This is a genomic window from Elusimicrobiales bacterium (genome assembly GCA_041651175.1).
Lineage (GTDB): Bacteria > Elusimicrobiota > Elusimicrobia > Elusimicrobiales > Elusimicrobiaceae > JAQTYB01.
The window spans coordinates 25,374-46,130 of sequence record JBAZJT010000003.1; the positions used below are offsets into that span (position 1 = coordinate 25,374).

Annotated in this window: 23 protein-coding genes; 12 read left to right on the plus strand and 11 right to left on the minus strand. The window is 59.4% G+C overall.

All coding sequences use genetic code 11. The features are described from left to right. The first annotated feature begins 9 nt into the window (after positions 1-9). From plsX to WC421_02620, 8 genes are read left to right on the plus strand one after another with little or no spacing between them, the layout of a single operon-like run. Positions 10-1,035 carry a phosphate acyltransferase PlsX gene (gene plsX / locus WC421_02585; protein MFA5161107.1) on the plus strand — a complete coding sequence of 342 codons (1,026 nt, stop codon included), beginning with the start codon at positions 10-12 and terminating at the stop codon, positions 1,033-1,035. Continuing rightward, on the plus strand, positions 1,032-1,772 hold the full coding sequence (gene fabG / locus WC421_02590; GenBank protein MFA5161108.1) for a 3-oxoacyl-[acyl-carrier-protein] reductase: 741 nt from the start codon (positions 1,032-1,034) through the stop codon (positions 1,770-1,772). Before plsX ends, fabG begins: the two co-directional genes overlap by 4 nt. A 29-nt stretch (positions 1,773-1,801) precedes the next feature. Next, positions 1,802-2,041 carry an acyl carrier protein gene (acpP, locus tag WC421_02595; protein ID MFA5161109.1) on the plus strand — a complete coding sequence of 80 codons (240 nt, stop codon included), beginning with the start codon at positions 1,802-1,804 and terminating at the stop codon, positions 2,039-2,041. A 5-nt stretch (positions 2,042-2,046) separates the two neighbouring features. Next, positions 2,047-2,697: a ribonuclease III gene (gene rnc / locus WC421_02600; GenBank protein ID MFA5161110.1), complete on the plus strand. Its 651-nt coding sequence runs from the start codon at positions 2,047-2,049 to the stop codon at positions 2,695-2,697. A 4-nt stretch (positions 2,698-2,701) separates the two neighbouring features. Then, positions 2,702-3,928, plus strand: a complete 1,227-nt coding sequence (locus WC421_02605; GenBank protein MFA5161111.1) for an acyl-CoA dehydrogenase family protein — start codon at positions 2,702-2,704, stop codon at positions 3,926-3,928. A gap of 1 nt (position 3,929) precedes the next feature. Then, a complete protein-coding gene (locus tag WC421_02610) occupies positions 3,930-4,733 on the plus strand; it encodes an electron transfer flavoprotein subunit beta/FixA family protein (protein ID MFA5161112.1) in 804 nt (267 codons plus the stop codon). Further along, a complete protein-coding gene (locus WC421_02615; GenBank protein ID MFA5161113.1) occupies positions 4,733-6,013 on the plus strand; it encodes an FAD-binding protein in 1,281 nt (426 codons plus the stop codon). Before WC421_02610 ends, WC421_02615 begins: the two co-directional genes overlap by 1 nt. Continuing rightward, entirely contained in the window at positions 6,010-6,489 is a 480-nt protein-coding gene (locus WC421_02620; GenBank protein MFA5161114.1) for a hypothetical protein, read from the plus strand. Before WC421_02615 ends, WC421_02620 begins: the two co-directional genes overlap by 4 nt. A 25-nt stretch (positions 6,490-6,514) precedes the next feature. On the opposite strand, the gene ispG is transcribed toward WC421_02620, so the two are convergent. The 10 genes from ispG to WC421_02670 form a co-directional block, all read right to left on the minus strand. Beyond that, on the minus strand, positions 6,515-7,591 hold the full coding sequence (gene ispG, locus WC421_02625; protein MFA5161115.1) for a flavodoxin-dependent (E)-4-hydroxy-3-methylbut-2-enyl-diphosphate synthase: 1,077 nt from the start codon (positions 7,589-7,591) through the stop codon (positions 6,515-6,517). Then, the gene (gene rseP, locus WC421_02630) at positions 7,588-8,643 is read right to left on the minus strand and encodes an RIP metalloprotease RseP (GenBank protein MFA5161116.1); all 1,056 of its coding nucleotides are present in this window, start codon (positions 8,641-8,643) and stop codon (positions 7,588-7,590) included. The genes ispG and rseP overlap by 4 nt, the downstream gene beginning before the upstream one ends. Continuing rightward, positions 8,637-9,827 (minus strand): 1-deoxy-D-xylulose-5-phosphate reductoisomerase, encoded by a 1,191-nt coding sequence (gene dxr / locus WC421_02635; GenBank protein MFA5161117.1) that lies wholly within the window; start codon positions 9,825-9,827, stop codon positions 8,637-8,639. The genes rseP and dxr overlap by 7 nt, the downstream gene beginning before the upstream one ends. Then, a complete protein-coding gene (locus WC421_02640; protein MFA5161118.1) occupies positions 9,824-10,639 on the minus strand; it encodes a phosphatidate cytidylyltransferase in 816 nt (271 codons plus the stop codon). Before WC421_02640 ends, dxr begins: the two co-directional genes overlap by 4 nt. A gap of 3 nt (positions 10,640-10,642) precedes the next feature. Then, positions 10,643-11,326, minus strand: a complete 684-nt coding sequence (locus WC421_02645) for an isoprenyl transferase (protein MFA5161119.1) — start codon at positions 11,324-11,326, stop codon at positions 10,643-10,645. Positions 11,327-11,377: 51 nt separating this feature from the next. Beyond that, entirely contained in the window at positions 11,378-11,950 is a 573-nt protein-coding gene (gene frr / locus WC421_02650) for a ribosome recycling factor (protein ID MFA5161120.1), read from the minus strand. A gap of 10 nt (positions 11,951-11,960) precedes the next feature. Beyond that, entirely contained in the window at positions 11,961-12,659 is a 699-nt protein-coding gene (gene pyrH, locus WC421_02655) for a UMP kinase (protein ID MFA5161121.1), read from the minus strand. 3 nt (positions 12,660-12,662) lie between these two features. After that, positions 12,663-13,514 (minus strand): translation elongation factor Ts, encoded by an 852-nt coding sequence (gene tsf / locus WC421_02660; protein MFA5161122.1) that lies wholly within the window; start codon positions 13,512-13,514, stop codon positions 12,663-12,665. A 40-nt stretch (positions 13,515-13,554) separates the two neighbouring features. Next, positions 13,555-14,397: a 30S ribosomal protein S2 gene (gene rpsB / locus WC421_02665; protein ID MFA5161123.1), complete on the minus strand. Its 843-nt coding sequence runs from the start codon at positions 14,395-14,397 to the stop codon at positions 13,555-13,557. Positions 14,398-14,596: 199 nt separating this feature from the next. Next, positions 14,597-15,061 carry a hypothetical protein gene (locus WC421_02670; protein MFA5161124.1) on the minus strand — a complete coding sequence of 155 codons (465 nt, stop codon included), beginning with the start codon at positions 15,059-15,061 and terminating at the stop codon, positions 14,597-14,599. Between the two features lie 110 nt (positions 15,062-15,171). Here WC421_02670 and WC421_02675 point away from each other — a divergent pair, with 110 nt between their 5' ends. Next, a complete protein-coding gene (locus WC421_02675; GenBank protein ID MFA5161125.1) occupies positions 15,172-16,944 on the plus strand; it encodes a SpoIID/LytB domain-containing protein in 1,773 nt (590 codons plus the stop codon). On the opposite strand, the gene WC421_02680 is transcribed toward WC421_02675, so the two are convergent. Beyond that, positions 16,934-18,988 carry a SpoIID/LytB domain-containing protein gene (locus WC421_02680; GenBank protein MFA5161126.1) on the minus strand — a complete coding sequence of 685 codons (2,055 nt, stop codon included), beginning with the start codon at positions 18,986-18,988 and terminating at the stop codon, positions 16,934-16,936. The genes WC421_02675 and WC421_02680 overlap by 11 nt on opposite strands. A gap of 33 nt (positions 18,989-19,021) precedes the next feature. On the opposite strand from WC421_02680, the gene lipA reads away from it, so the two are divergent. The 3 genes from lipA (at position 19,022) to WC421_02695 (ending at position 20,745) form a co-directional block, all read left to right on the plus strand. After that, complete coding sequence (gene lipA, locus WC421_02685) at positions 19,022-19,912, plus strand: lipoyl synthase (GenBank protein ID MFA5161127.1); 891 nt, start codon at positions 19,022-19,024, stop codon at positions 19,910-19,912. A 67-nt stretch (positions 19,913-19,979) separates the two neighbouring features. Further along, positions 19,980-20,189, plus strand: coding sequence for a hypothetical protein (locus tag WC421_02690; protein MFA5161128.1), 210 nt, complete (start codon positions 19,980-19,982; stop codon positions 20,187-20,189). Further along, a complete protein-coding gene (locus WC421_02695) occupies positions 20,176-20,745 on the plus strand; it encodes a hypothetical protein (protein ID MFA5161129.1) in 570 nt (189 codons plus the stop codon). Before WC421_02690 ends, WC421_02695 begins: the two co-directional genes overlap by 14 nt. The last annotated feature ends 12 nt before the right edge of the window (positions 20,746-20,757 follow it).

Below are 20,757 nucleotides of genomic sequence, written 5' to 3' on the forward strand. Positions count from 1 at the left end.
CCCAGCAAGATGAGAATCGCCATAGACGCCCACGGCGGCGACTTCGGCCTTGAGCCGAACATCGCCGGAGCGTTGCGCGCCGCGAAGGATTTCGGCGTGGAAATCGCCTTTGTCGGGGACGAGGCGGAGATCAATGCCGCCGTAAAGCGCATCTCGCCGCAGACGACGCGCGGAGTTTGCGTAGTCCCCGCAAAAGGCGTTGCCGGCATGGGGGCGGAGCCTGTCCAGGAAATAAAGGACAAGCCGGAATGCTCCGTCATGGTCTGCGCCGGGCTTATCAAGGAAGGCAAGGCGGATGCCATGGTGTCCGCCGGAAACTCCGGGGCTACGATGGTGGCGGCCTTCATGACGCTGGGCCGCATCAAGGGCATCTCCCGCCCCGCCATAGCCGTCGCGCTGCCGACCGTGAAAGGCCTCACCCTGCTGGTAGACGCCGGCGCCAACACGGACTGCAAACCGCTGCACCTACTGCATTTCGCGCTGATGGGCTCCATATATATGGAGCAGCTTACCGGCATCTCCCGCCCGTCAATCGGCATTCTCAGCGTGGGCGAGGAGGAGACCAAGGGAAACTCCCTTGTAAAGGAAGCAATACCGCTTTTGAAATCCAGCGGCCTCAACTACGCCGGTCCGGTGGAGGGGCGCGATATCCCGTTCCACAAAACCGATGTCGTGGTGTGCGACGGGTTCACCGGCAATATCGCGCTGAAACTTTACGAAGGCGCCGCCAAGGCGGTCATGCAGATTATAAAGGACGGCGTGTCAAAAAGCATTCCCGCCTCGCTGGGAATGCTGATGGCCAAACCTGTTTTCGCCGGCATAAAAAAGACGATAAGCCCTGATAAAGCCGGGGGCGCTCCGCTTCTGGGAGTAAACGGCGCGGTGATAATAAGCCATGGCCGCTCCGGCGAAAGCGCGGTATATAACGCGGTGAACGCCGCACGCATGATAGCCGCAGCCTCGGTAAACGAGAAAATCCGCGCAGCCGCGCAGCGGCTTGCGGAAACCTGCAAGGCGGGGGAGGCGGTTTCATGACATTATCCGGCAAAACCGCGGTGATAACCGGAGGAGGGCGCGGGATAGGCCTTGCCATAGCCCGCGCGATGGCGGCGCAGGGCGCCAATATCGTTTTATGCGATGTGGACGAGCAGTCCGCAAAGCGCTCCGCGCAGGAACTGGCGGACAGATACGAGGTCAAAACCCTGGGCCTCAGGGCCGATGTAAGCCGCGCCACGGATTGCGACGCCGTCATAAAAGCCGCCGCCGGAATCGGCGGGCCGGATATTCTGGTCAACAACGCCGGCATAACGCGGGACAATCTGGCCGTCCGCATGAGCGAGGCGGACTGGGACGCCGTGCTGGACATAAATCTCAAAGGCGCGTTCCTGATGTCGCGCGCCGCGCTTAAAATAATGATGCGCAGCCGCTCCGGCAGAATCATAAACATCTCCTCAGCCGCGGGACAGATGGGAAATGCCGGGCAGGCCAACTACTCTTCCGCAAAGGCGGGCCTTATAGGCCTTACCAAAAGCATGGCCAGGGAATTCGCCTCGCGCAATGTGCTGGTAAATGCCGTCGCGCCGGGGTTTGTGGACACGCAAATGGCCCATGCCCTGCCGGAAGACGTAAAAACAAAGATGCTTTCCGTAATCCCGCTGGGACGGTTCGCCTCGCCGGAAGATGTTGCGGCGGCGGCGCTTTTTCTGGCGGGTGACGGCGCGGCCTATATAACAGGCCAGACGATTGCAGTAAACGGCGGGCTTTACTTATAAAACCAAACGGACGGGAGGGTGTCATGGCAGTGGCAAACATAGACGAAAGGGTTAAAAGCATAATCGTGGAGCAGCTCGGTGTGGACCCGGCGGAAGTAAAGCCGGAGGCGCAGTTCGTAAACGACCTCGGCGCGGATTCTCTGGACACGGTGGAGCTTATCATGGCGCTGGAGGAAGAGTTCGACATGGAAATCCCCGACGAAAAGGCCGAGAAGATAAAGACGGTGCGCGAAGCGCTGGATTACATCTCCGCCAACGCGAAAAAATAGGGCCGATGCTGGAGGAAAAGACCGGCTACGTCTTCAAGGACCCGCAGCTATTGCGCCTTGCGCTGACCCACCGCTCATACGCCGCGGAGCATCGCGGCTGCGGCTATAACGAGCGGCTGGAGTTTCTGGGCGACAGCATTCTGGGCATGATAACGGCCCATTACGTCTACCAGCGGCTGCGGGATTGCGACGAGGGGGGGCTTGCCAAGCTCAAAGCCCGGCTTGTTTCCGGCCCCGCGCTGGCGCAGTGGGCGTGGGATATCGGCATAGGCGAGCATCTGATACTGGGCCAGGGTGAATCATCCGGCGGGGGCCGAAACCGCGACAGTATTCTTGCCGACGCGGTGGAGGCGCTTATCGGCGCCATATTCGTGGACGGCGGCTATGAAAGCGCGCGCGGTTTCGTGGAAAGCCGGCTTGAAAAAGCCGACCTTTTCCCCGAGGAGACCGATTTCAAAAGCAAACTCCAGGAATCGGTGCAGAAGGCGCGCAAGACCATTCCCCGCTACGAGATAACCCAGACCGTGGGCCCCGAGCACGACAAGACCTTTGAAGTCGCCGTGTTCGTGGGCAAGGACGAGCTTGGCCGCGGGCGGGGCAAAAGCAGGAAGGAGGCGGAGCAGTCCGCCGCCAAAAACGCGCTTTCCAGAGGCTGACACCATGACCACTATTACCGAAACCCAGCAGGCCGTGATAGAGCTGGCGCGCGAAATCGCGCAGAAAAAAATCAAGCCCGTCCGCGCCAGATACGACGCGGAGGAGAAATTCCCCTGGGAAATAGTGGAGGAATACCGCCGGGCGAACTTGTTCGGACTGTGGCTGCCGGAGGCTCTGGGCGGCATGGGGGGCGGAGTGTCGGACCTGGCGCTGGCGGTGGAGGAACTCTCCCGCGTCTGCGGCGCAATCGCGCTGCCGATTGCCACCAGCGCGCTGGGCGCGATGCCGATACTGCTTTGGGGCAGCAAAACCCAGCGTGAGAAATGGCTGCCGGATGTGGCCTCCGGCAAAAGGCTGGCCGCTTTCGCGCTCACCGAGGCGGAGGCCGGCTCCGACGCCACGGCAATAAAGACAGCGGCGGTAAAGCAGCCGGACGGCTCCTATATTCTTAACGGCGCCAAACATTTTATTTCCACCGGCGAAGCAGCGGAGATTTATACGGTGGCCGCTACCACAAACCCCTCGCGCGGCGCGCGCGGAATCACGTTGTTTATTGTTGAAAAGGGGACGCCCGGTTTCTCCTTCGGCAAAAAAGAGGAGAAGATGGGCATACGCGCCAACCCGACCTACGAGATCGTTTTTCAGGACGTAAGGACTCCGGCGGAAAACATGCTGGGCGGCGAGGGGAAGGGGCTGCTGGTTGTGCAGGAAACGCTGGATTATTCCCGCCCCGGCGTCGCCGCGCAGGCGCTGGGCATAGCCCGCGGGGCGCTGGACGAGACTGTTCCGTATCTGCGGACGCGCAAACAGTTCGGCCAGCCGGTATCCTCTTTTCAGGCGATACAGCATTCCCTGGCTGACATGTCCGCCAGCCTTGAGGCGGGATGCGCCATGGTGCATTCTCTTACCGCCGCGATGGACAGGGAATTCCTGCCCGCGGTTGAAGCCGCCATGTCAAACGGCACCACCGTCCACGAGGAGCTAAAAAAAATCCAGACCTGCCGCTGGACGAAAAAATCCGCCATCGCGAAGCTTTTCTGCTCGGAAGCCGCCATGCGCATCACCTGCGACTGCGTCAGCCTCTGCGGCGGCCTGGGTTACATGCGCGACTATCCGGTTGAGAAATTCATGCGCGACGCCAAAATCACACAGATTTACGAAGGCACCAACCACATACAGCGCAACGAAATCGCCGCCGCGCTTATAAAAGAGTACGCGGCTGGAGAGTAATATGCACATTCTTGTTTGCGTAAAGCAGACTCCTGCCACAGACAAAATCGCCGTGGACGAGAAGACCGGCTGCCTCATCCGCGAAGGCGTGGAATCGGCCATAAACCCGTTTGACGAGTTCGCGCTGGAAGAAGCCGTCCGCACCAAAGAGAAGGTCCCCGGCTCAACTGTAACCGCGCTGACTATGGGCCCGCCCCAGGCGGGCGAGGTGCTGCGCGAATGCGTGGCGCGCGGCGCCGACGCCGTGTATCATTTGTGCGACCGCGCGCTTGCCGGCTCCGACACCTGGGCCACCAGCTACGCGCTTTCCTGCGCCGTAAGGAAAATCTCCCAGCTTAAAGGCCAGGTCCATATAGTTTTCTGCGGCAAGCAGACAAACGACAGCGACACCGGGCATATCGGCCCGCAAATCGCCACCTGGCTGGACTGGCCAAACGCCGCCTTCGTCCGCAAAATAGAAACTGTGGACGAAAAAACAGTCCGCGTCCAGCGGCTTATGGAGGACGGGACCGATATTCTGGAAATGCCGCTCCCGGCGGTGGTAAGCGTCATAAAGGAAATAAACACGCCGCGCATCGCCTCGCTCAAAGGCAGGCTGGCGGCTAAAAAAACGGCCATAAATACTCTTTCCGTCGCCGACATCGGCGCGGACGCGGCGCGGCTGGGACAGGCCTCCCCCACGGCGGTAATCCGCTGCTTTACGCCGCCGGCGCGCACCTCCACCGCCGTCAGAATATCCGGCGCGGACGCCAGAGAAAAGGCGCGCAACCTCGCGCTGAAACTAAAGGAAATAAAGGCGGTCTGATGGCTAAAATCACTGTCAACGAAGCCCGCTGCACCGGCTGCGGCTCCTGCCTTAAAGTCTGTCCCGAGCATTGCATAATGCTTGCCGCTTCCGATTCCGTCCGGACGGAGACAAAGGGCAAAGTCCCCTATCCCTCGCTTGCGGTTATAGACGAGGGCGCCTGCTCGCTCTGCGGCGCCTGCGCCTCCGCCTGCGCCGCGCTGGCAAAAAACGCGCCGGAAAAAAACCTTTTCAACGCCATAACGCTGGCCGCGCGCGAAACCGCCGGCAAGGATATTTCCGCCTATAAAAACGTCTGGTGCTATGCCGAGGTGCTCCACGGCGAAATAAATCCCGTCTCCTACGAACTGCTTTCCGTGGGAGCCACCCTGGCGGCGGACCTGGGCGCGGATTTGTGCGCCGTCGTGCTGGGCGGCAATTCGCTGTCTTTTGCCAGCGAGTTGGTGGCCAGGGGCGCAAAAAAAGTCTATGTCTGCGAATCGCCGGAGCTGGAAAATTTCGTGGATGATGTTTACGCCAAATGCCTGGCGGACATCGTAAAGACATACAAGCCGGATAAATTCCTGCTTCCGGCGACGACTATAGGCCGCTCGCTTGCCGCCAAAGTCGCCATTCTGTGCGATACCGGCCTTACCGCCGATGCCACAAGCGCGGTGATAGACAAAGCCAGCGGGCTTATGCATGTAACCCGCCCCACCTTCGGCGGCAACCTGATGGCCACCATCACCTGCGCGCATTCCCGCCCGGAGATGTGCAGCCTGCGCCCGCTGACCTATCCTCAGGCAAAGCCGGATTACAAGCGGCGGGGGGAAGTCATCAATTTCAAGTTCAGCCCCGCCAAATACGCCTCAAAGACGAAATTCGTCTCTTTCGTGCAGGAGGAGGCCGGCGAGATAGACATAGGCGCGGCTGAAATCATAGTCGCCGGCGGGCGCGGCGTGGGCAAGGCGGAGGGCTTCCACATGCTGCACGACCTGGCAAAAGAGCTTGGCGGCGCGGTGGGCGCCTCGCGCGCGGCGGTGGATTCCGGCTGGGTAGCCTACCGCCATCAGGTGGGCCTTACCGGCAAGACGGTAAAACCGAAAATCTACATCGCCTGCGGCATTTCCGGCCAGGTGCAGCATCTGGCGGGGATGACCTCCTCCGACGTGATAATCTCCGTCAACAAGGACGCGCAGGCCGCGCTTATGGACCATGCGCATTACGCGGTGGAGGGCGACCTGCACGAGATTGTCCCCGCGCTTATTGACGAAATCCGCAAAATCAAATCCGGCGCATGAAAATAAATCTGCCCGTTTTTCTGAGCACGGTGAAGTCCAAACTGGACGGCGGCAAGCCGTTTGTGATTGCCGTGCAGGAAACCGCGCGGGAACTCTATCCCGAAAATCCCGCCGCCGCGGCGGACGCCGCGCTGGAAGAGGTGTCCCGCCTGCTACAGGTGCCGCCGGTGATTGTGATGCTGCGCGGCGAAAAAGTGGTAACCGCCGCACTGGAAGCCTTGAACGGCGGCGGCGCGGCTGCAGCCGAAGCTCCCGCCGCGCAAAACACCGCATATCCCGACCATCCCGTTGACCCTGCCGATGACAATGACCAGGAATATGCCCCGCCCGCGCGCCGCGCGCCGGACACCCGCGAACGGGACGGCGCGATGGACCCGCAGAACACTTCCCTAAAACCCGACGGCGGAGGCGGACGGCTCTTCCTTGCCATCATAATAGCCGCAATTGCCGCCATTGCGTGGTTTCACTTCAGATAAAGCTGCGATTTCCGGGCAAAGCCTGTCAGGATTTTTTTATACGGGAGATTATCGCGCCAAGCCAGCCGCGCTGGGGGAGTTTGCGTTTTATTTCGCCTTTTTCAATCCAGACGCCTTCGCCGTCGCCGCCGGCGATGCCGAAATCGGCGTCCCGCGCCTCGCCGGGGCCGTTGACGGCGCAGCCCATCACCGCGATTTTGAGGCCTTGCGCCTTGCGGCGCAGCTTGCTGTCCGAATAAACAGCTTTTTCCAGCCGGGACACGGTATCATGCACATTGACGCGGCAGCGCCCGCAGGTCGGGCAGGAGATGATGTCGGGGCCGTATTTGCGCAGCCCCAGCGCTTTTAGAATTTCAAAGGCGCAGCGCACCTGCGTTTCCGGCGGCTCGGTGAGCGAAACCCGTATGGTGCCGCCAATGCCTTCGCTTAGCAGCGCGCTTATCGCTATGGCGGATTTGACCGCGCCGGGCAGGAAACTGCCGGCCTCGGTTACGCCCAGATGAAGCGGAATGCCGGATTTTTCCGCGAACAGGCGGTTGGCAAGCAGGGTACGCTCCGCATCGTCGGCTTTGAGCGAGACCACAATGTCCCGGAGGCCGAATTCCTCCAGCAGGGCGGCCTGCTCCAGCGCCTCTTTGACCATTGTGCGCGCCCATTTTTCCGGCGTCCATCCAGGGCGTCCGGATATTTTTTTCAGCGCGCGCAGCGAACCGGCGTTTACTCCGATTCTAACAGGCACGCCCGCCGCGCGGCAGGCTTGGGCGACTGCGCGCACATTCTCCCTTCCGCCGATATTGCCGGGGTTGATGCGGATTTTATCTACCCCCCGGCGCACTGCTTCCAGCGCAAGGCGGTAATCAAAATGGATGTCCGCCACCAGCGGGACGGTTATGGCGCGTTTTATCCTGCCGAGGTTTTGCGCCGCCTCCATATCGGGGACGGCGACGCGGATTATCTCGCAGCCGGCCTCTTCAAGCCGACGGGACTGGGCGATGACCGCCTTTATATCCCGCGCGTCCGCGCTGCACATGGACTGCACGGACACCGGCGCGCCTCCGCCGATTTTGACTTTGCCGACGGAAACGGCGCGGGTCTTTCTCATTTTTTAACGGTCTCGGTGGCTGCGGATTTTGCAAAAATACGGTTTATATCGCTGTAAGTGGCGAACAGCAGCACGCACAGCAGGAATGCCAGCCCCATGGCGTTGGCGACCTGGAACACCCGCTCGGTCGGCTTATGGCGGCTGATACCTTCCCAGAGGAAAATAAGCGACTGCCCGCCGTCAAGAATCGGTATCGGCAGCAGGTTGAAAATGCCTATGGCCACCGAAATCAGCCCTATCAGAAACACCAGGTTGGCAAACCCGCTGTGCGCCGCCTTGCTGACCATATGCACTATGCCAACCGGCCCGGCAACATCCGGCTTTTCCCGGTGGTATATCTTGGAGGCCAGCGTTACCATTGTGTATTTTGTCCAGTACCAGCACTGGTAGGCGCCCAGTTTTACGGATTCCACAACACCCTTGCGCTTGTTTACCGAGAGGGGGGAAATTCCGACATAGCCGGTTCCTTCGGAGGCTTTGGGTGTCAGCGCGGCCTCGTATTTTTTGCCGGCGCGCTCGTAGCCCAGAGTGATGGAAACGCCCGGCTTTGAGTGAATAGCCTCGGCCACGGCCATCCAGTCTTTCAGGGGTTTGCCGTCAACGGAGAGGATTTTGTCGCCCTCGCGCATTCCGGCCTGATAGGCGGGATAGTCTTCCACAATCTCGCCGACCACGGTCTCCTCCGACGGGCCCGGCACGCCCACAGCCAGGATAACCGCCGTAAACAGCACGAAAGCCAGCAGGTAATTCATGGCCGGGCCGGCAAGATGGAGGGCGATGCGCTCGTACCAGGGGTGCGAGAAATACTCGTCCGGGGCGCCTTTGTGGTCGTCCAGCGTCTCGCCGGCGGGTTTTACGTAGCCGCCCAGCGGGATGGCGCGCACGACATAGAGCGTGCCTTCATGCTGCTTCTGCCACAGCGCCTTGCCGAAACCGAGCGAAAAAGTCTCCACCCGGATTTTGAGCAGCCGGCAAAGTATGAAATGGCCGAGCTCGTGAATGAAAATCACAAGTCCGAAGGTTACTATCACAGCCAGAACGGAAGTCAGCATTTCACTTTCCCCGGGGCCGTCTTTTTGTATGCCCCTGATGATATGATTTCCTGGGCTTTCTGCCTGGCCCAGCCGTCAATCTCCACCGCTTCGGGGATGGACGGGGGCCTGCCGCCGCCGCGGTAGCGCGACAGCGTTTTTTCCACCACGCGCGCTATATCGGTGAACTTTATCGCGCCGGAGAGGAACGCGCTTACGGCAACCTCGTCCGCCGCGCTTAACACCGCCGGATGCCCGCCGCCTTTGCGCGCGCTGTCCTGCGCAAGGGCGAGGCAGGGGAACCGTCTGAAATCCGGCTTGCAGAATTCCAGCCGGCTTACGGCGCACAAATCCAGCGGCTTTGCCGGAGAGGGCCGCCTCTGCGGATATGTTATCGCGTACTGTATAGGTATACGCATATCCGGCCATGAAAGTTGCGCAAGCACGGAATTGTCCGCATACTCCACCGCCGAATGGATGATGGACTGCGGATGTATAAGTATATGTATTTTTTCCAGTTCAAGCGAGAACAGGGCCGAGATTTCTATCGCCTCAAACCCCTTATTCATCAAGGTGGCTGAATCCACGCTTATTTTGGGGCCCATATTCCAGCGCGGGTGCGAAACCGCCTCTTTGGGCGAGACATTGTCCAGAGAGCCTTTCCTGTTAAAAAACGGCCCGCCCGACGCCGTCAGGAAAATGCGGGAGACAGACGCGGCGGCTTTATCCTCCAGACACTGAAAAATGGCGGACGGCTCCGAGTCCACCGGCACAATGCGGGCATTCCAGCGGCGGCATTCGGCCATAAGCGCGGGGCCGGCCATTACTATCGGTTCTTTGTTGGCCAGAGCGATTGTTTTACCGGCTTTGATGGCCGCCACCAGCGGAGCAAAACCTATTCCGCCGGAAAGGCCGCTGACGACGATATCCGCCCCCGGGCCCGACGCAATTTCCATGAGGCTTTCAAGCCCGGCGGGCAGCAGCTTCGTGCCGGGGGGGAGTTTGCCCTCCAGCATGGACGCGGCGGTTTCGTCATAGAGCGTTACATAATCCGGCCTGAAGCGGCGGGCCTGCTCCAGCAGTTTTTTCCAGTTGGAGCGGGCCGCCAGCGCGCAGACGCGGTATTCTTTTCCCAGATTTGCGGCCACATCCAGAGTGGACAAGCCGATTGAGCCGGTGGAGCCGAGTATGGCTATGTTTTTCATCCGGGCATCCCGAAAAGCGCGGCGTAATAATAAACCGGCGCGAGAAGAATATAAGAATCAAACCTGTCCAGAATGCCGCCGTGGCCGGGAAGCAGCGACGAGGAATCCTTAACCCCCGCGCTGCGCTTAACCACGGATTCCGCCAGGTCGGAAATCTGGCCCACGGAGCCTGCCAGCGCGCCAAGCCCCAGCGCCAGGCCGGACGGCATTTGCGGCAGCAGCAGGTTTTTTGCGGCAAGGGATACGGCCAGCGCGCAGAAAAAACCGGCGATGGCGCCTTCCCAGGTTTTCTTGGGGCTTATTTCCTCTGCCAGCTTGCGCCTGCCCACGGCCTTGCCGACGAAATAGGCGGCAGTGTCCGCGCACCATACGGTGACAAACAGCATGTAGGTGAGATACTCGCCGCCGGGGCGGATATCACGCAGGTTTATAAGATGGGCCAGCGTCCACGGGATGAAAAACACTCCCAGAAACGTAAGCGCCAGCCGTTCCACCGAGCGGCGGGGGGAGAATACCTCCCACATGACTATGCCCAGTATCGTCATGTTTATAAACACCGGCAGGAACCGGTCCGCCGGCTGGGCCAGCGGAAACCGCTCCAGCACGGCCACGGCTGCCATCAGCAGGCCGAAAAGCATAAGCGGAACGCGCTGCACCGGCTTGCCGCTTATCCAGAGCATCAGGCCGTATTCGTAGAGCGACAGGACTATCACAAGCCCTATCAAGGCCATGTACGGCGCGCCTCCGAAATGGACGCAGGCCAGCATAAGCGGAATTCCGATTAAAGCGGTGATAATTCTGGGCAGCAGCATTTGTCAGTGTCCTCCGAAGCGGCGTTCCCGCCGGGCATATTCGTCAAGAGCCTTTCGCAGCTCTGCGGCGTCAAAATCCGGCCAGTGGACCGGGGTGAAGTAAAGCTCGGCGTAAGACGCCTGCCAGAGCAGGAAATTGGAAAGCCGCATTTCTCCGGAGGTGCGTATTATCATGTCCGGGTCCGGCATGGCGGCGGTATAGAGCAGCCGCGAAAACGTTTCCTCGTCCACGGTTTTGCCGGCGCGGACCGCGGCGTTGGCGGCGTCCAGTATCTCCTGCCGGGAGCCGTAGCTTAACGCAAGGCACAGCGTCATGCCGGAATTTTTCGCGAACCGGGCGATATAGCCCTCCAGCTTTTCGCGCGTGGAATCCGGCAGCATGTCCAGCCGGCCTATGGCGGCAAGGCGGACATTGTTTTCCTCAAACAAGCGGGCCTTCGCGTCCAGAAACAGGACCAGCAGCCGCATAAGCGCGGCGACCTCAAGCCTGGGGCGCGACCAGTTCTCCGCCGAGAACGCATACAGCGTAAGCTGCCTTATGCCCAGATTGGAGCATTCCAGGACTATGTTTTCCACAGCGTCCGCGCCGGCCTTGTGCCCGGCGGCGCGCGGCAGCCCCCGGGCGCTCGCCCAGCGGCCGTTGCCGTCCATGATGATGGCTATATGCCGAGGCAGTTTGTCTTTCATTATAAATCCGCGCCGCTTTTGGGGCGGCGCGGCGGCATGTCGGGGCCCGTGTTATACGGAGAGCAGCTCTTTTTCCTTTTCGGAGATGACTTCGTCCACCTTCTTTGTGAAGCTGTCGGTGGCTTTTTGTATGGCCTGCTCGAAGCGCTTGCAGTCGTCCTCGGAAATCTCGCCGGTTTTCTGCGCTTTTTTGACGCGCTCCACGGCGTCGCGCCGCTCGTTGCGGAGCTTTACCTTGAATTCCTCGGCCATGGTCTTGATGGTTTTTACAAGCTGTTTGCGACGGTCCTCGGTCATCTGCGGGATGGAAATCCTGACCAGCTTGCCGTTATTTACGGGGGAGGCGCCCAGATCGCTTTTCTGGAGAGCCTTTTCTATAGCCTCCAGCGAGCTTGGGTCCCAGGGCTGGATTTCTATGGTGCGCCCGTCCGGGACCGAAATGGCGCCAAGCTGCTTGAGCGGCATAAGCGAGCCGTAGCATTCGGCCTTGATTCCCTCAACAAGCTGCGGATTGGCGCGTCCGGTACGCAGTGTGCCCATCTCTTTGCGAAGGCGTTCCACATGCTCGGCCATGCCCTTGTCCAGTTTTGCCATCATGGCGGAAACTCCGGTATTTGCGTCCATATTTCACCTCTTACGAAATAAGCGTTCCCACTCTTTCGCCCATGACCGCCTTTAGTATGCTGCCGTCTTTATGCAGGTTGAACACGGTTATGGGGATTCTGTTTTCCATGCAAAGCGAAAGCGCGGCGGCGTCCATGAATTTCAGGTTGCGGCTGATGGCGTCCATGTAGGAAACCTCCGCCAGCGGGGTGGCGGACGGATCCTTTTTGGGGTCCGCCGTATAAACGCCGTCAACTTGGGTTGCCTTAAGCAGCGCATTGGCCTCTATTTCCGAGGCGCGCAGCGCGGCGGCGGTGTCTGTCGTAAAATAAGGGTTTCCCGTGCCGCCGGCGAAAATGACCACCCGGCCCTTTTCCAGATGGCGCACCGCGCGCCGCCGGATGAACGGCTCCGCCAGCTGCATCACCTGAAGCGCGGCCTGAACCCGCGTGGGCACGCCCAGCTTTTCAAGCGCTGCCTGAAGCGCCATGGCGTTCATCATGGTGGCCATCATGCCCATGTTGTCGGAGGTTACGCGGTCTATCATGCCGGCGCCGTCTTTTGCGCCGCGCCAGAGGTTGCCGCCGCCGATAACCACCGCAAGCTGCACCCTGCCGCACACCGGGGCGATTTCCTCGGCTATATGGACAAGAGCGCGGGCGTCAATCCCGCGCTCTGTGCCGTTCTGAAGCGATTCGCCGGAGAGCTTTAGCAGCACCCGTCTTGGCATAAGCTATGCGCCCAACTGGTAGCGGACAAACCGCCGGACCGTAACTTTCCCCAGCCCCGCGGTATACTCCGCGAGATACTGCTCCACGGTCTTTTTGGAATCGCGCACGCTGGTCTGGCTGAGCAGGCAGACTTCCTCGTAAAACTTCTTGATTCTGCCGTCCAGCATTTTGACAATGGCGGCGTCCGGCTTGCCCTGGTTTTTGGCCTGGGTGGTGTAGATTTCCTTTTCCTTTTCCACTTCCGCGGCGGGAACATCGGTTTTGGCCACGTAGCGCGGCGACATCGCCACTATCTGCATCGCCAGTTCCTTGGCGGCGTCGCGCAGTTTGGCGGCGTCGGCGGAGGTATTGTCGCAGGCCAGCTCCACGAGGGCGGCTTTTTTGTTGTCGCCGTGCAGGTAATACCACAGCGCGCCCGTGGTGGCGTAGCGGGCGGCGCGGCGGAAAACGATATTTTCGCCCAGTTTGGGAGCTACGGCAAGCACCATTTCGCTTATTTTGGCGTCGCCGGCGTAATCGGGCTTGTCGGTCGCCAGCACATATGCGGCGATATCCTCGCCCAGCTTTTTGAAATCCGGGGTTTTGGCGACAAAATCGGTCTCGCAGGTAAGCTCGCTGAGGACTGCGGTTTTGCCGTCGGCGGAGACTTTAACCGTGATAATGCCTTCCTTGGTGGTGCGGGCGGAGCGTTTGGCCACATCCGCCAGCCCTTTTTTGCGCAGGAATTCAACGGCTTTTTCAACCTCGCCGCCGTTTTCCACCAGCGCCTTTTTGCAGTCCATGATGCCGGCGCCGGTTTTTTCCCGCAGGACCATGATTTTTTCCTGAATGGAACCCTGAACGGTGGTAGTCATTGCGTTCTCCTGAGAAAACAATTTTTCTCGCGGCGCAGCCCTATGCCTGCGGCTGGACGGCTGTTTCCGGCGCGGTTTCCGGTGCGGCTTGCGGCGCCGGCGTTTCCGCGGCGACGGCAACGGTTTCGGCGGCGGCCTCCGGCTGGGTTTCCGGCTGGGGCTGCTCGCCGGCCTCGGCGGGCTGCGTGTTCTCGGCCTTGGCTTTCTTGGCCTGCGCTTCCTGGCGGCCTTCAATGATGGAATCGGCCACCATCGCGCAGAACAGCTTGATGGAACGGGCGGCGTCGTCGTTGCCGGGGATGGGATAATCTATAAGGTCTGGGTTGGAATTGGTGTCGCACACCGCGACGATTTTGATACCCAGCTTGCGCGCTTCCAGCACCGCGCCCATGTCCTCCACCGGGTCGGAGACGAACATCACATCCGGCGGGGCCTTCATCTTGCGTATGCCGGAAAGCAGCTTGCGCAGGCGGTTCATCTCCTTGGTGAGGCGGGAAACCTCTTTTTTGGAGATGGCTTTGAAAAGCCCGTCGGCATCCCACTTTTCAAGCTCTTCCAGCCGGTCTATGGAATGCTTGATGGTGGCGAAATTGGTGAGCGTGCCGCCCAGCCATTTCTCGTGGACGCAGCAGACCTGGGCGCGTTCCGCCTCGGTCTTGACGATTTCCTGCGCCTGCTTTTTTGTCCCGACAAAGAGGAATTTCGCTCCGCCGGCCGCCTGTTCCTTGAGGAAAGCGCAGGCCCGCTTAAGCTCCTTTGCCGTCTTGGCCAGGTCCAGTATGTGAATACCGTTGCGCTCGCCGAAAATATAGCGGCCCATTCTGGGATTCCAGCGGGAGGTCTGATGCCCGAAATGGGCGCCAGCTTCAAGCATTGTTTTCATGGAAACGTTCTGCATTATCTCCTCCGAGACAGTGTTTTTCAACTATCGTTGAAATTTTTGCCGGTTTCGCGGCGGACTGTTTCTATATTAAACAATATACCAAATAATTCCCCCGCCGTCTACGGCAATGGCCGGAAGGCAAAGAGAACCCCCGCCTTTCGGCGGGGGCGGGGAGGGTGCAGACGACAATAACCCTAAATCATCTTTTTTTTGCGGAAAGAGTTCCTACTCCGCCGTCTATGCCTGCTTTCCGCCCGGCGGCGCCGGACTCCGCAGCGGCGGGGCTTGCCACCTCTGCAGCGGCGGTGTCGGTATTCTTGCCCCCAAGGGCGGCAAAAAACTGCTTCAGAGTGTCTATAGTGGCTTGCGGAACCGCGCCGCTGGCGACCAGTTGCGCAACAATTTGATTACCCACAGTCTTAAGCTCCGCCGCAACTTCAGGATTTGCATCCATTCCGGCCTTTACCATCGCGGACACCGTGGTGATGTATGCCCCCACGTTAGCGCCATTTATATTGATTCCCTGCAATTGCTGTACCAAGGTGTCCATGGAAGCGCCCTGTCCGGTCAGAGCGGCAGCCGCATCTCCGGGAACATTCTCATCCTGGCATCTCGCAACGCCGCAGAAACACGCGAAGCACAAAGTCAGGGCTAACCGTTTCATAAAATCCTCCCGCCCGTATATTCGCACACGATAAGCGGCGATACCGGGTCTCGCTCCTAGTATACATCGCAAGTGCGCAATATTCAAGTGGAATCAGCTATAATCCTGATATGCGCTTTCTCTGTTTCTTATGCGCCGGAGTTGCCATGCAGTTTTGTTCCGCCGCCTCCGCGGGGGAAAGCTGCGCTCCGGGCGACGGGTTCTGCCGGCTCATGCGCGGCTGGGCTTTGCTGGAGGCGGGGGAACACAAGACCGCAAAGCCGGAATTCATGGCGGCCCTTTCTCTGTCCGAAGGCAGGAATTTCGCGGGCGAGGCGCGGCTGGGCGCGGCCATGTCGGATTTTTTGCGCGGCGATTACAGGGAAGCCCTCCCCCAGTTCCAGCGCATATACGGACGCGACCCTTATAATATAGGACTTGCCTCCTATCTGGCGGCTGAATGTTTTTTCCGGCAGGGCAAATATCCGTCCGCGCTAATCTACATCCGCCAGTCGCTTCTGCATGATTCTCAAAACCCGTCGGCGCAGCGGCTGCAGGCGGAAATAAGCGAAAAACTCGGACAGCCGGTGGAGGCGTACCAGGCATACGGAACTTTGCGCCAGTTTGATCCCGGAGACAGGGAGATTGCCGGGGAAATGTCCTCCCTGGCAAAAAAGCTCAAAGGCAGGCCCGCCGACTACATGTATTATACCCGCATCAAACTGCCGCTTCCGCACGGGCCGCGCTCGGTGAAATCGCCGGAAGTGCGCATGGCGTACTTTGCCGGACGCGGCGGCGCGGCGGCGGAGCTGTCTTCCGTGGAGTTTATATCGGCGTCCACATTCACCGTGGAGGGGGGCGGGATGAAGCTGATTCTTCCGCCGGTCAAATCATGGACGTTATCGTGGAACCCGGCGCGCAAAGCAATGGATATCCGGGACAACTGGGGGGAAACCGTCATTTCCGGCGCGGACAAGGTTGCGATGCGCCATTTCCCCGATAATCCCGAAAACTGCCTGCTGCTCAAAAACGCCGTTTCCTCCCGCGCCGATATTGATTTGAGCGACCGCGAATTGCGCGGAGAAATATTATTTTCCGCCGGAGAAAACGGTTTCCTGTCCGGCGGCTCTGTCCGGCTTGAGGATTTGCTGCCGGGACTGCTGTCATCCGCCGCGCAGGGCACCCCGCCGGAGACGCTGAAGGCGCTGGCTGTAGCGCTGCGTTCCGAAATCCGGGACAGGCATTACGAGTTCTGCGATTCCCCTGCCTGCGCGGTTTACCGCGGCGCGAACACGGAATCGCCCCGTGTTATGGCCGCAGTGGACGCCACGACGGGTGAAGTGCTGGTTTCCTCGCCGCCGGGAGCTGCCTTCGCGGCGGATTTCCACTCCGTTTGCGGCGGGGAGACGGATTACGGAGTAAAAGACTCCACCTCCGTCATCGCGGATTTGACGCTGCGCGTTTTCTCGGCCCCGCCGGCGGACCTGCTCTGCGCGCCGGAGGACCAAACCAGATGGGCGCAGGCGAAATGGTCCGTCCTGCTGGATACGTCTGAAATATCCAGGCGGCTGGGCAGGGACATCGGAAAATTTCGCGGCGTGGAGATAATAAAACGCAATCAGTACGGGCGTGCGCTGTCCGCGAAATTCACCGGCAGCAAAGGCGAAGCGGCGGTTGACGGGGCGGACAACATCTCCTATGCGCTGTCGGCGGGGACACTGCGCTCGCCGCTGTATATCATCATACCGCTTGAAAAAGGAAAAAAGCTGCTTGTGCGCGGCATCGGCACCGGAAACGGCGGGGGGCTGTGTATTGAAGGCGCGAAAGCGATGGCCAATTCCGGCGCGGACTACAAAACCATTCTGCAGAAATACTTTCCGGGCAACGTTACAATCAAGGAATAGGCTGTTTCGCGGAGGCGGACGGAGCGGCTATGTTTGACAGCTCCGCGCCGGGGTAGTAGTGGGACAGTATTTCCGAAAAACTTTCCCCGGCTTCGGCATGGCCTTTTGCGCCGGTCTGGCAGCAGCCCACGCCGTGCCCCCAGCCGCCGCCGTAGAAGATGAAGCTTTCCGGCATCTTGTCCGGGCCGTAATTGGTTTCCACCACGAAATCCGAGCTTCTGAAAGCGCCGATACCCAGTATTTTGCGTATGGGATAGTCGTTGTCTATGAAGATATCCCCGGTCTGGCCCTGTATGCGCAGCCTGCCCGTATGCCCGGATTCGGAACGTTTCACCGGCACAACCGCCTTAATCCTGCCTATGTTTTTCAGCGCGGCGGCGCGCGCGCGCAAATCCGCCTCGGCGACAAAACGGGTCCAGCGGAACTGCGGGTCGCCGGCCTGGCCGGCGCTCCCGCAGAAAGCGTCCGGCGTGTACTGGAGCAGGCGCACAAAACCATAGGGATAGCCGGGCGTGTCATGCCAGTCCAGATAATCCGAAACCGTCCGCAGATAAGGCGCGGCGGGCCAGCCGGAATAGGTGCCGTCCTGAGTGAAACCGCCGCAGTTGGATGAAAAATATGCCGCTATCGGCCCGCCGCCGCTGGTAAGCGCAAGGCCGCGAGTTTCCAGCACGGCGGCGTTGGTGCGCGGCGTCTCGGCTGAGACGCCGGCATAAACCTGGCAGTGCTGCTCGTCGCAGATGTCATAACTCCAGTCCGCAAATTCCGCCTTTGAATAATGCAGCGCGTAGGTGCGCGCCATAACCGCCTGCGCCTTGAGCGCCCCAAGCGGATAGGAGGCCGGCATCTCCGCCGCCAGCACTCCGGCGGCGTATTCCTCAATATTCAACAGGTTCACGGCGTAGAACCCGTCCCGTTTTTTGCTGAAAATTATTTTCAAATCGCCGCGCAATTCCCTGTCCGCCGCGTTTTCCCAGGCGGTGCCGCTGCCGGAGGCAAGCCCGCGCAGTATCGTGGTATGGGCGTATTTTTCGCTCTGATGAATGGTTATGGAATTTGAAAACCGCGCCGCCACGGTTCCGCTGGAATTTATAAGCTGCGCCGCGCCGCTGCTGGCCGTTACGCTCCAGAACTCCCCGCCCGCGCCCGTGGCCAGTTTTTTGCCGGTTGAGCCGTCCCTGACCGTGAACTGGTTGGCAGGCGAAAAAGAGATGGAACTGACACATACCGGCAAGCCGCTCATGTCCGTGCCAAGCCCCACCCGTATGGACGGCGAGCCGCGCGCTGGAATCAGCCCGATGCGGCTGTGCCGCGCTATTATCTTCGGCGGCAGAATTTGTTCGGGCTTTTTTGTCAGCTTGGGCGCTATTTCCGCCAGCCGCTGCTTCAGGAAGGCATTGCCCGGCTCGGCATTGGAGGCTTTGGTGTAGTTAAGCCATGCCTGGTCATAATCGCCCAGTTCGCGCAGAACCTCGCCGGCGTCGCGCCTGGCTTCAAGGAATTGGGAATCGCTTTTAAGGGTTTCGCTATAACACTTCGCCGCTTCCGTCAGGTTTTTGCGGCTTTCCGCCAGCTTTGCCAGGAAATACCATGCCAGCGCGAAGTTGCGGTCCCGCGCCAAAGCCGCGCGAAAATGTTTTTCGGCGGTTTTGTCATCCCCCAGCCCCAGATATGCGCGGGCGAGATTGACGTGGTCCGCCGGGCGCAGCGGCTCCGGCAGTTTGGCGCGGGTTTCCAGCAGGAAGCGCGCCTTTTCCCAGTTCCGGCGCGAAAGCTCTATGGAAGCGGAATAATCCAGCAGTTCGCTGTTTTCGGGATGCGCGCCAAGCGCCTTGTCCATGAACGCGGCGGCTTTGTCTATATCCCCGGTTTCGCGCGCCACATACGCGGCATTAAGATAGTCAAGGCCGGTTTTGGACGCCTCCGCCAGGCCGCAGTAAAGCTCCGCCGAAGCATAGGGGCAGCTTGAAAAATACAACTCTTCGGCGCCGGAAAGCGCGCAGGCCGGGCTTGCCGCCAGAATAAGGGCAACTATAGCGGACATATTCGCTTTAAGGGTATAATTGTGCCGGTAACTATGTCAAATCCAGAGCTTCCCCAATGGCTTAAGGCGCTTGTGGCGCAAAACAAAGCCGCCCTGCGCTGCGAGGCCGCCCGCGCCGTCTCCGATTCCATAACCGCGAAATCGCTGCGCACCGTCTGCCATGACGCGCTTTGCCCCAACAAGGGCAAATGCTTCAGCGAGGGGGGGGCCACTTTCCTTATACTCGGCGGAATATGCACGCGGGGCTGCCGGTTCTGCGCGGTGGAGCGCGGCGTCCCGCCGCCGCCGGATGAAACGGAGCCTGAAAAAATCGCGGAGGCAATCGCCGGCTGGAAATTGCGCTATGCCGTCATCACCTCCCCCACGCGGGACGATTTGCCCGACGGCGGCGCGGCGCATTTTGCAAAAACCATAACCGCAATCCGCCAGTCCGCGCCGCAATGCCTGGTGGAGCCGCTGATTCCCGATTTCGCCGGGCAAACCGCCCCGCTTGAGACCGTGCTTGCCGCCAAACCCGCCGTGCTGGCGCATAATATGGAAACCGTGCCGCGGCTTTATGCGGAAATACGCAAAGGCGCGGACTATCGCCGCTCGCTTGAGGTAATCAGCAATTCCAAACGTATCGCGCCGGAAATTCCGGCCAAATCCGGCATAATGCTGGGGCTTGGCGAAACCGCCCCGGAAATAGAAGCCGTCCTGCGCGACTTGCGCGCGGCGGGCTGCGATATTCTGACCTTGGGCCAGTACCTCGCCCCGTCCAGAAGCCATGTCCAGCCGGAGCGATACCTTGAACTATCCGAATTCGCCGACTGGGGGAAAAAGGCGGAGGCACTGGGTTTTGCCGCCGTCTCCTCCGGCCCGCTGGTCAGAAGCTCCTACCTCGCCGGCGAGATGTACCGCAAAGCCTGCGGCAATAAACGATAATCTCCCAATCCCGCCGGAGCCGCCCCCGCTTTGATATAATTAATACGGTGAAGCAAATTATGCGATTATGAATGCAAAGCAACACTGCATCTCCTCATTACAGGAAAAGCGCGCGCCAAACGCTGCGCGCATATCCGATTCCGTTCAATCAAACAGAGATGCCATCATTGCCGAACGCCGCTACCGCAAATATCTGAAAACAGGCCGCTTCATCCCGCATGATAAATTCTGGCAAAAAATTTTAGGAGAAGGAGAAATCCCCCATGCCGCGCGTTAAGATCCCGACCAGTTATAGCAAGAAAGAGGTTGAAGCACGGGTTCTTACCGCAATAGGCATTTTATTCAGGCGAGACGCAGTTTTATTGGAAAATCACTGTGAGAGGTCTATTGCCCATAAACTTGCAAGCTACTTGCAGGAACTTTTCCCGGATTATGATGTTGATGCGGAGTATAATCGTCATTCCCTTGACAAGGATAGTATCAAACACTTGAAAGGACAATGTACACACGAAGATTTACGGGAATGCGAGAACTGTAAAAGGTATAGAGGTAATATAAGCGGGAGTATTGATGCGAATGAGAAGAAAAAAGATCTTGTCTATCCTGACATTATTATCCATGTCAGAAACCAACCCAGTAACTTATTGGTTCTTGAAGTAAAAGCTGATGGCGGAGGTTTCGTTAATTCAAAAGATTGCCTTAAACTTATTTTATTCACAAGCAGGAATGAGGATCCGGGGCTTAACTATCAATATAGGCATGGTTTATTTATCGGATTTAATGGAATCAAAGAACCATCATTGACATGGTATGCTGATGGCACGAGGTTCTAATACGAAACAAGT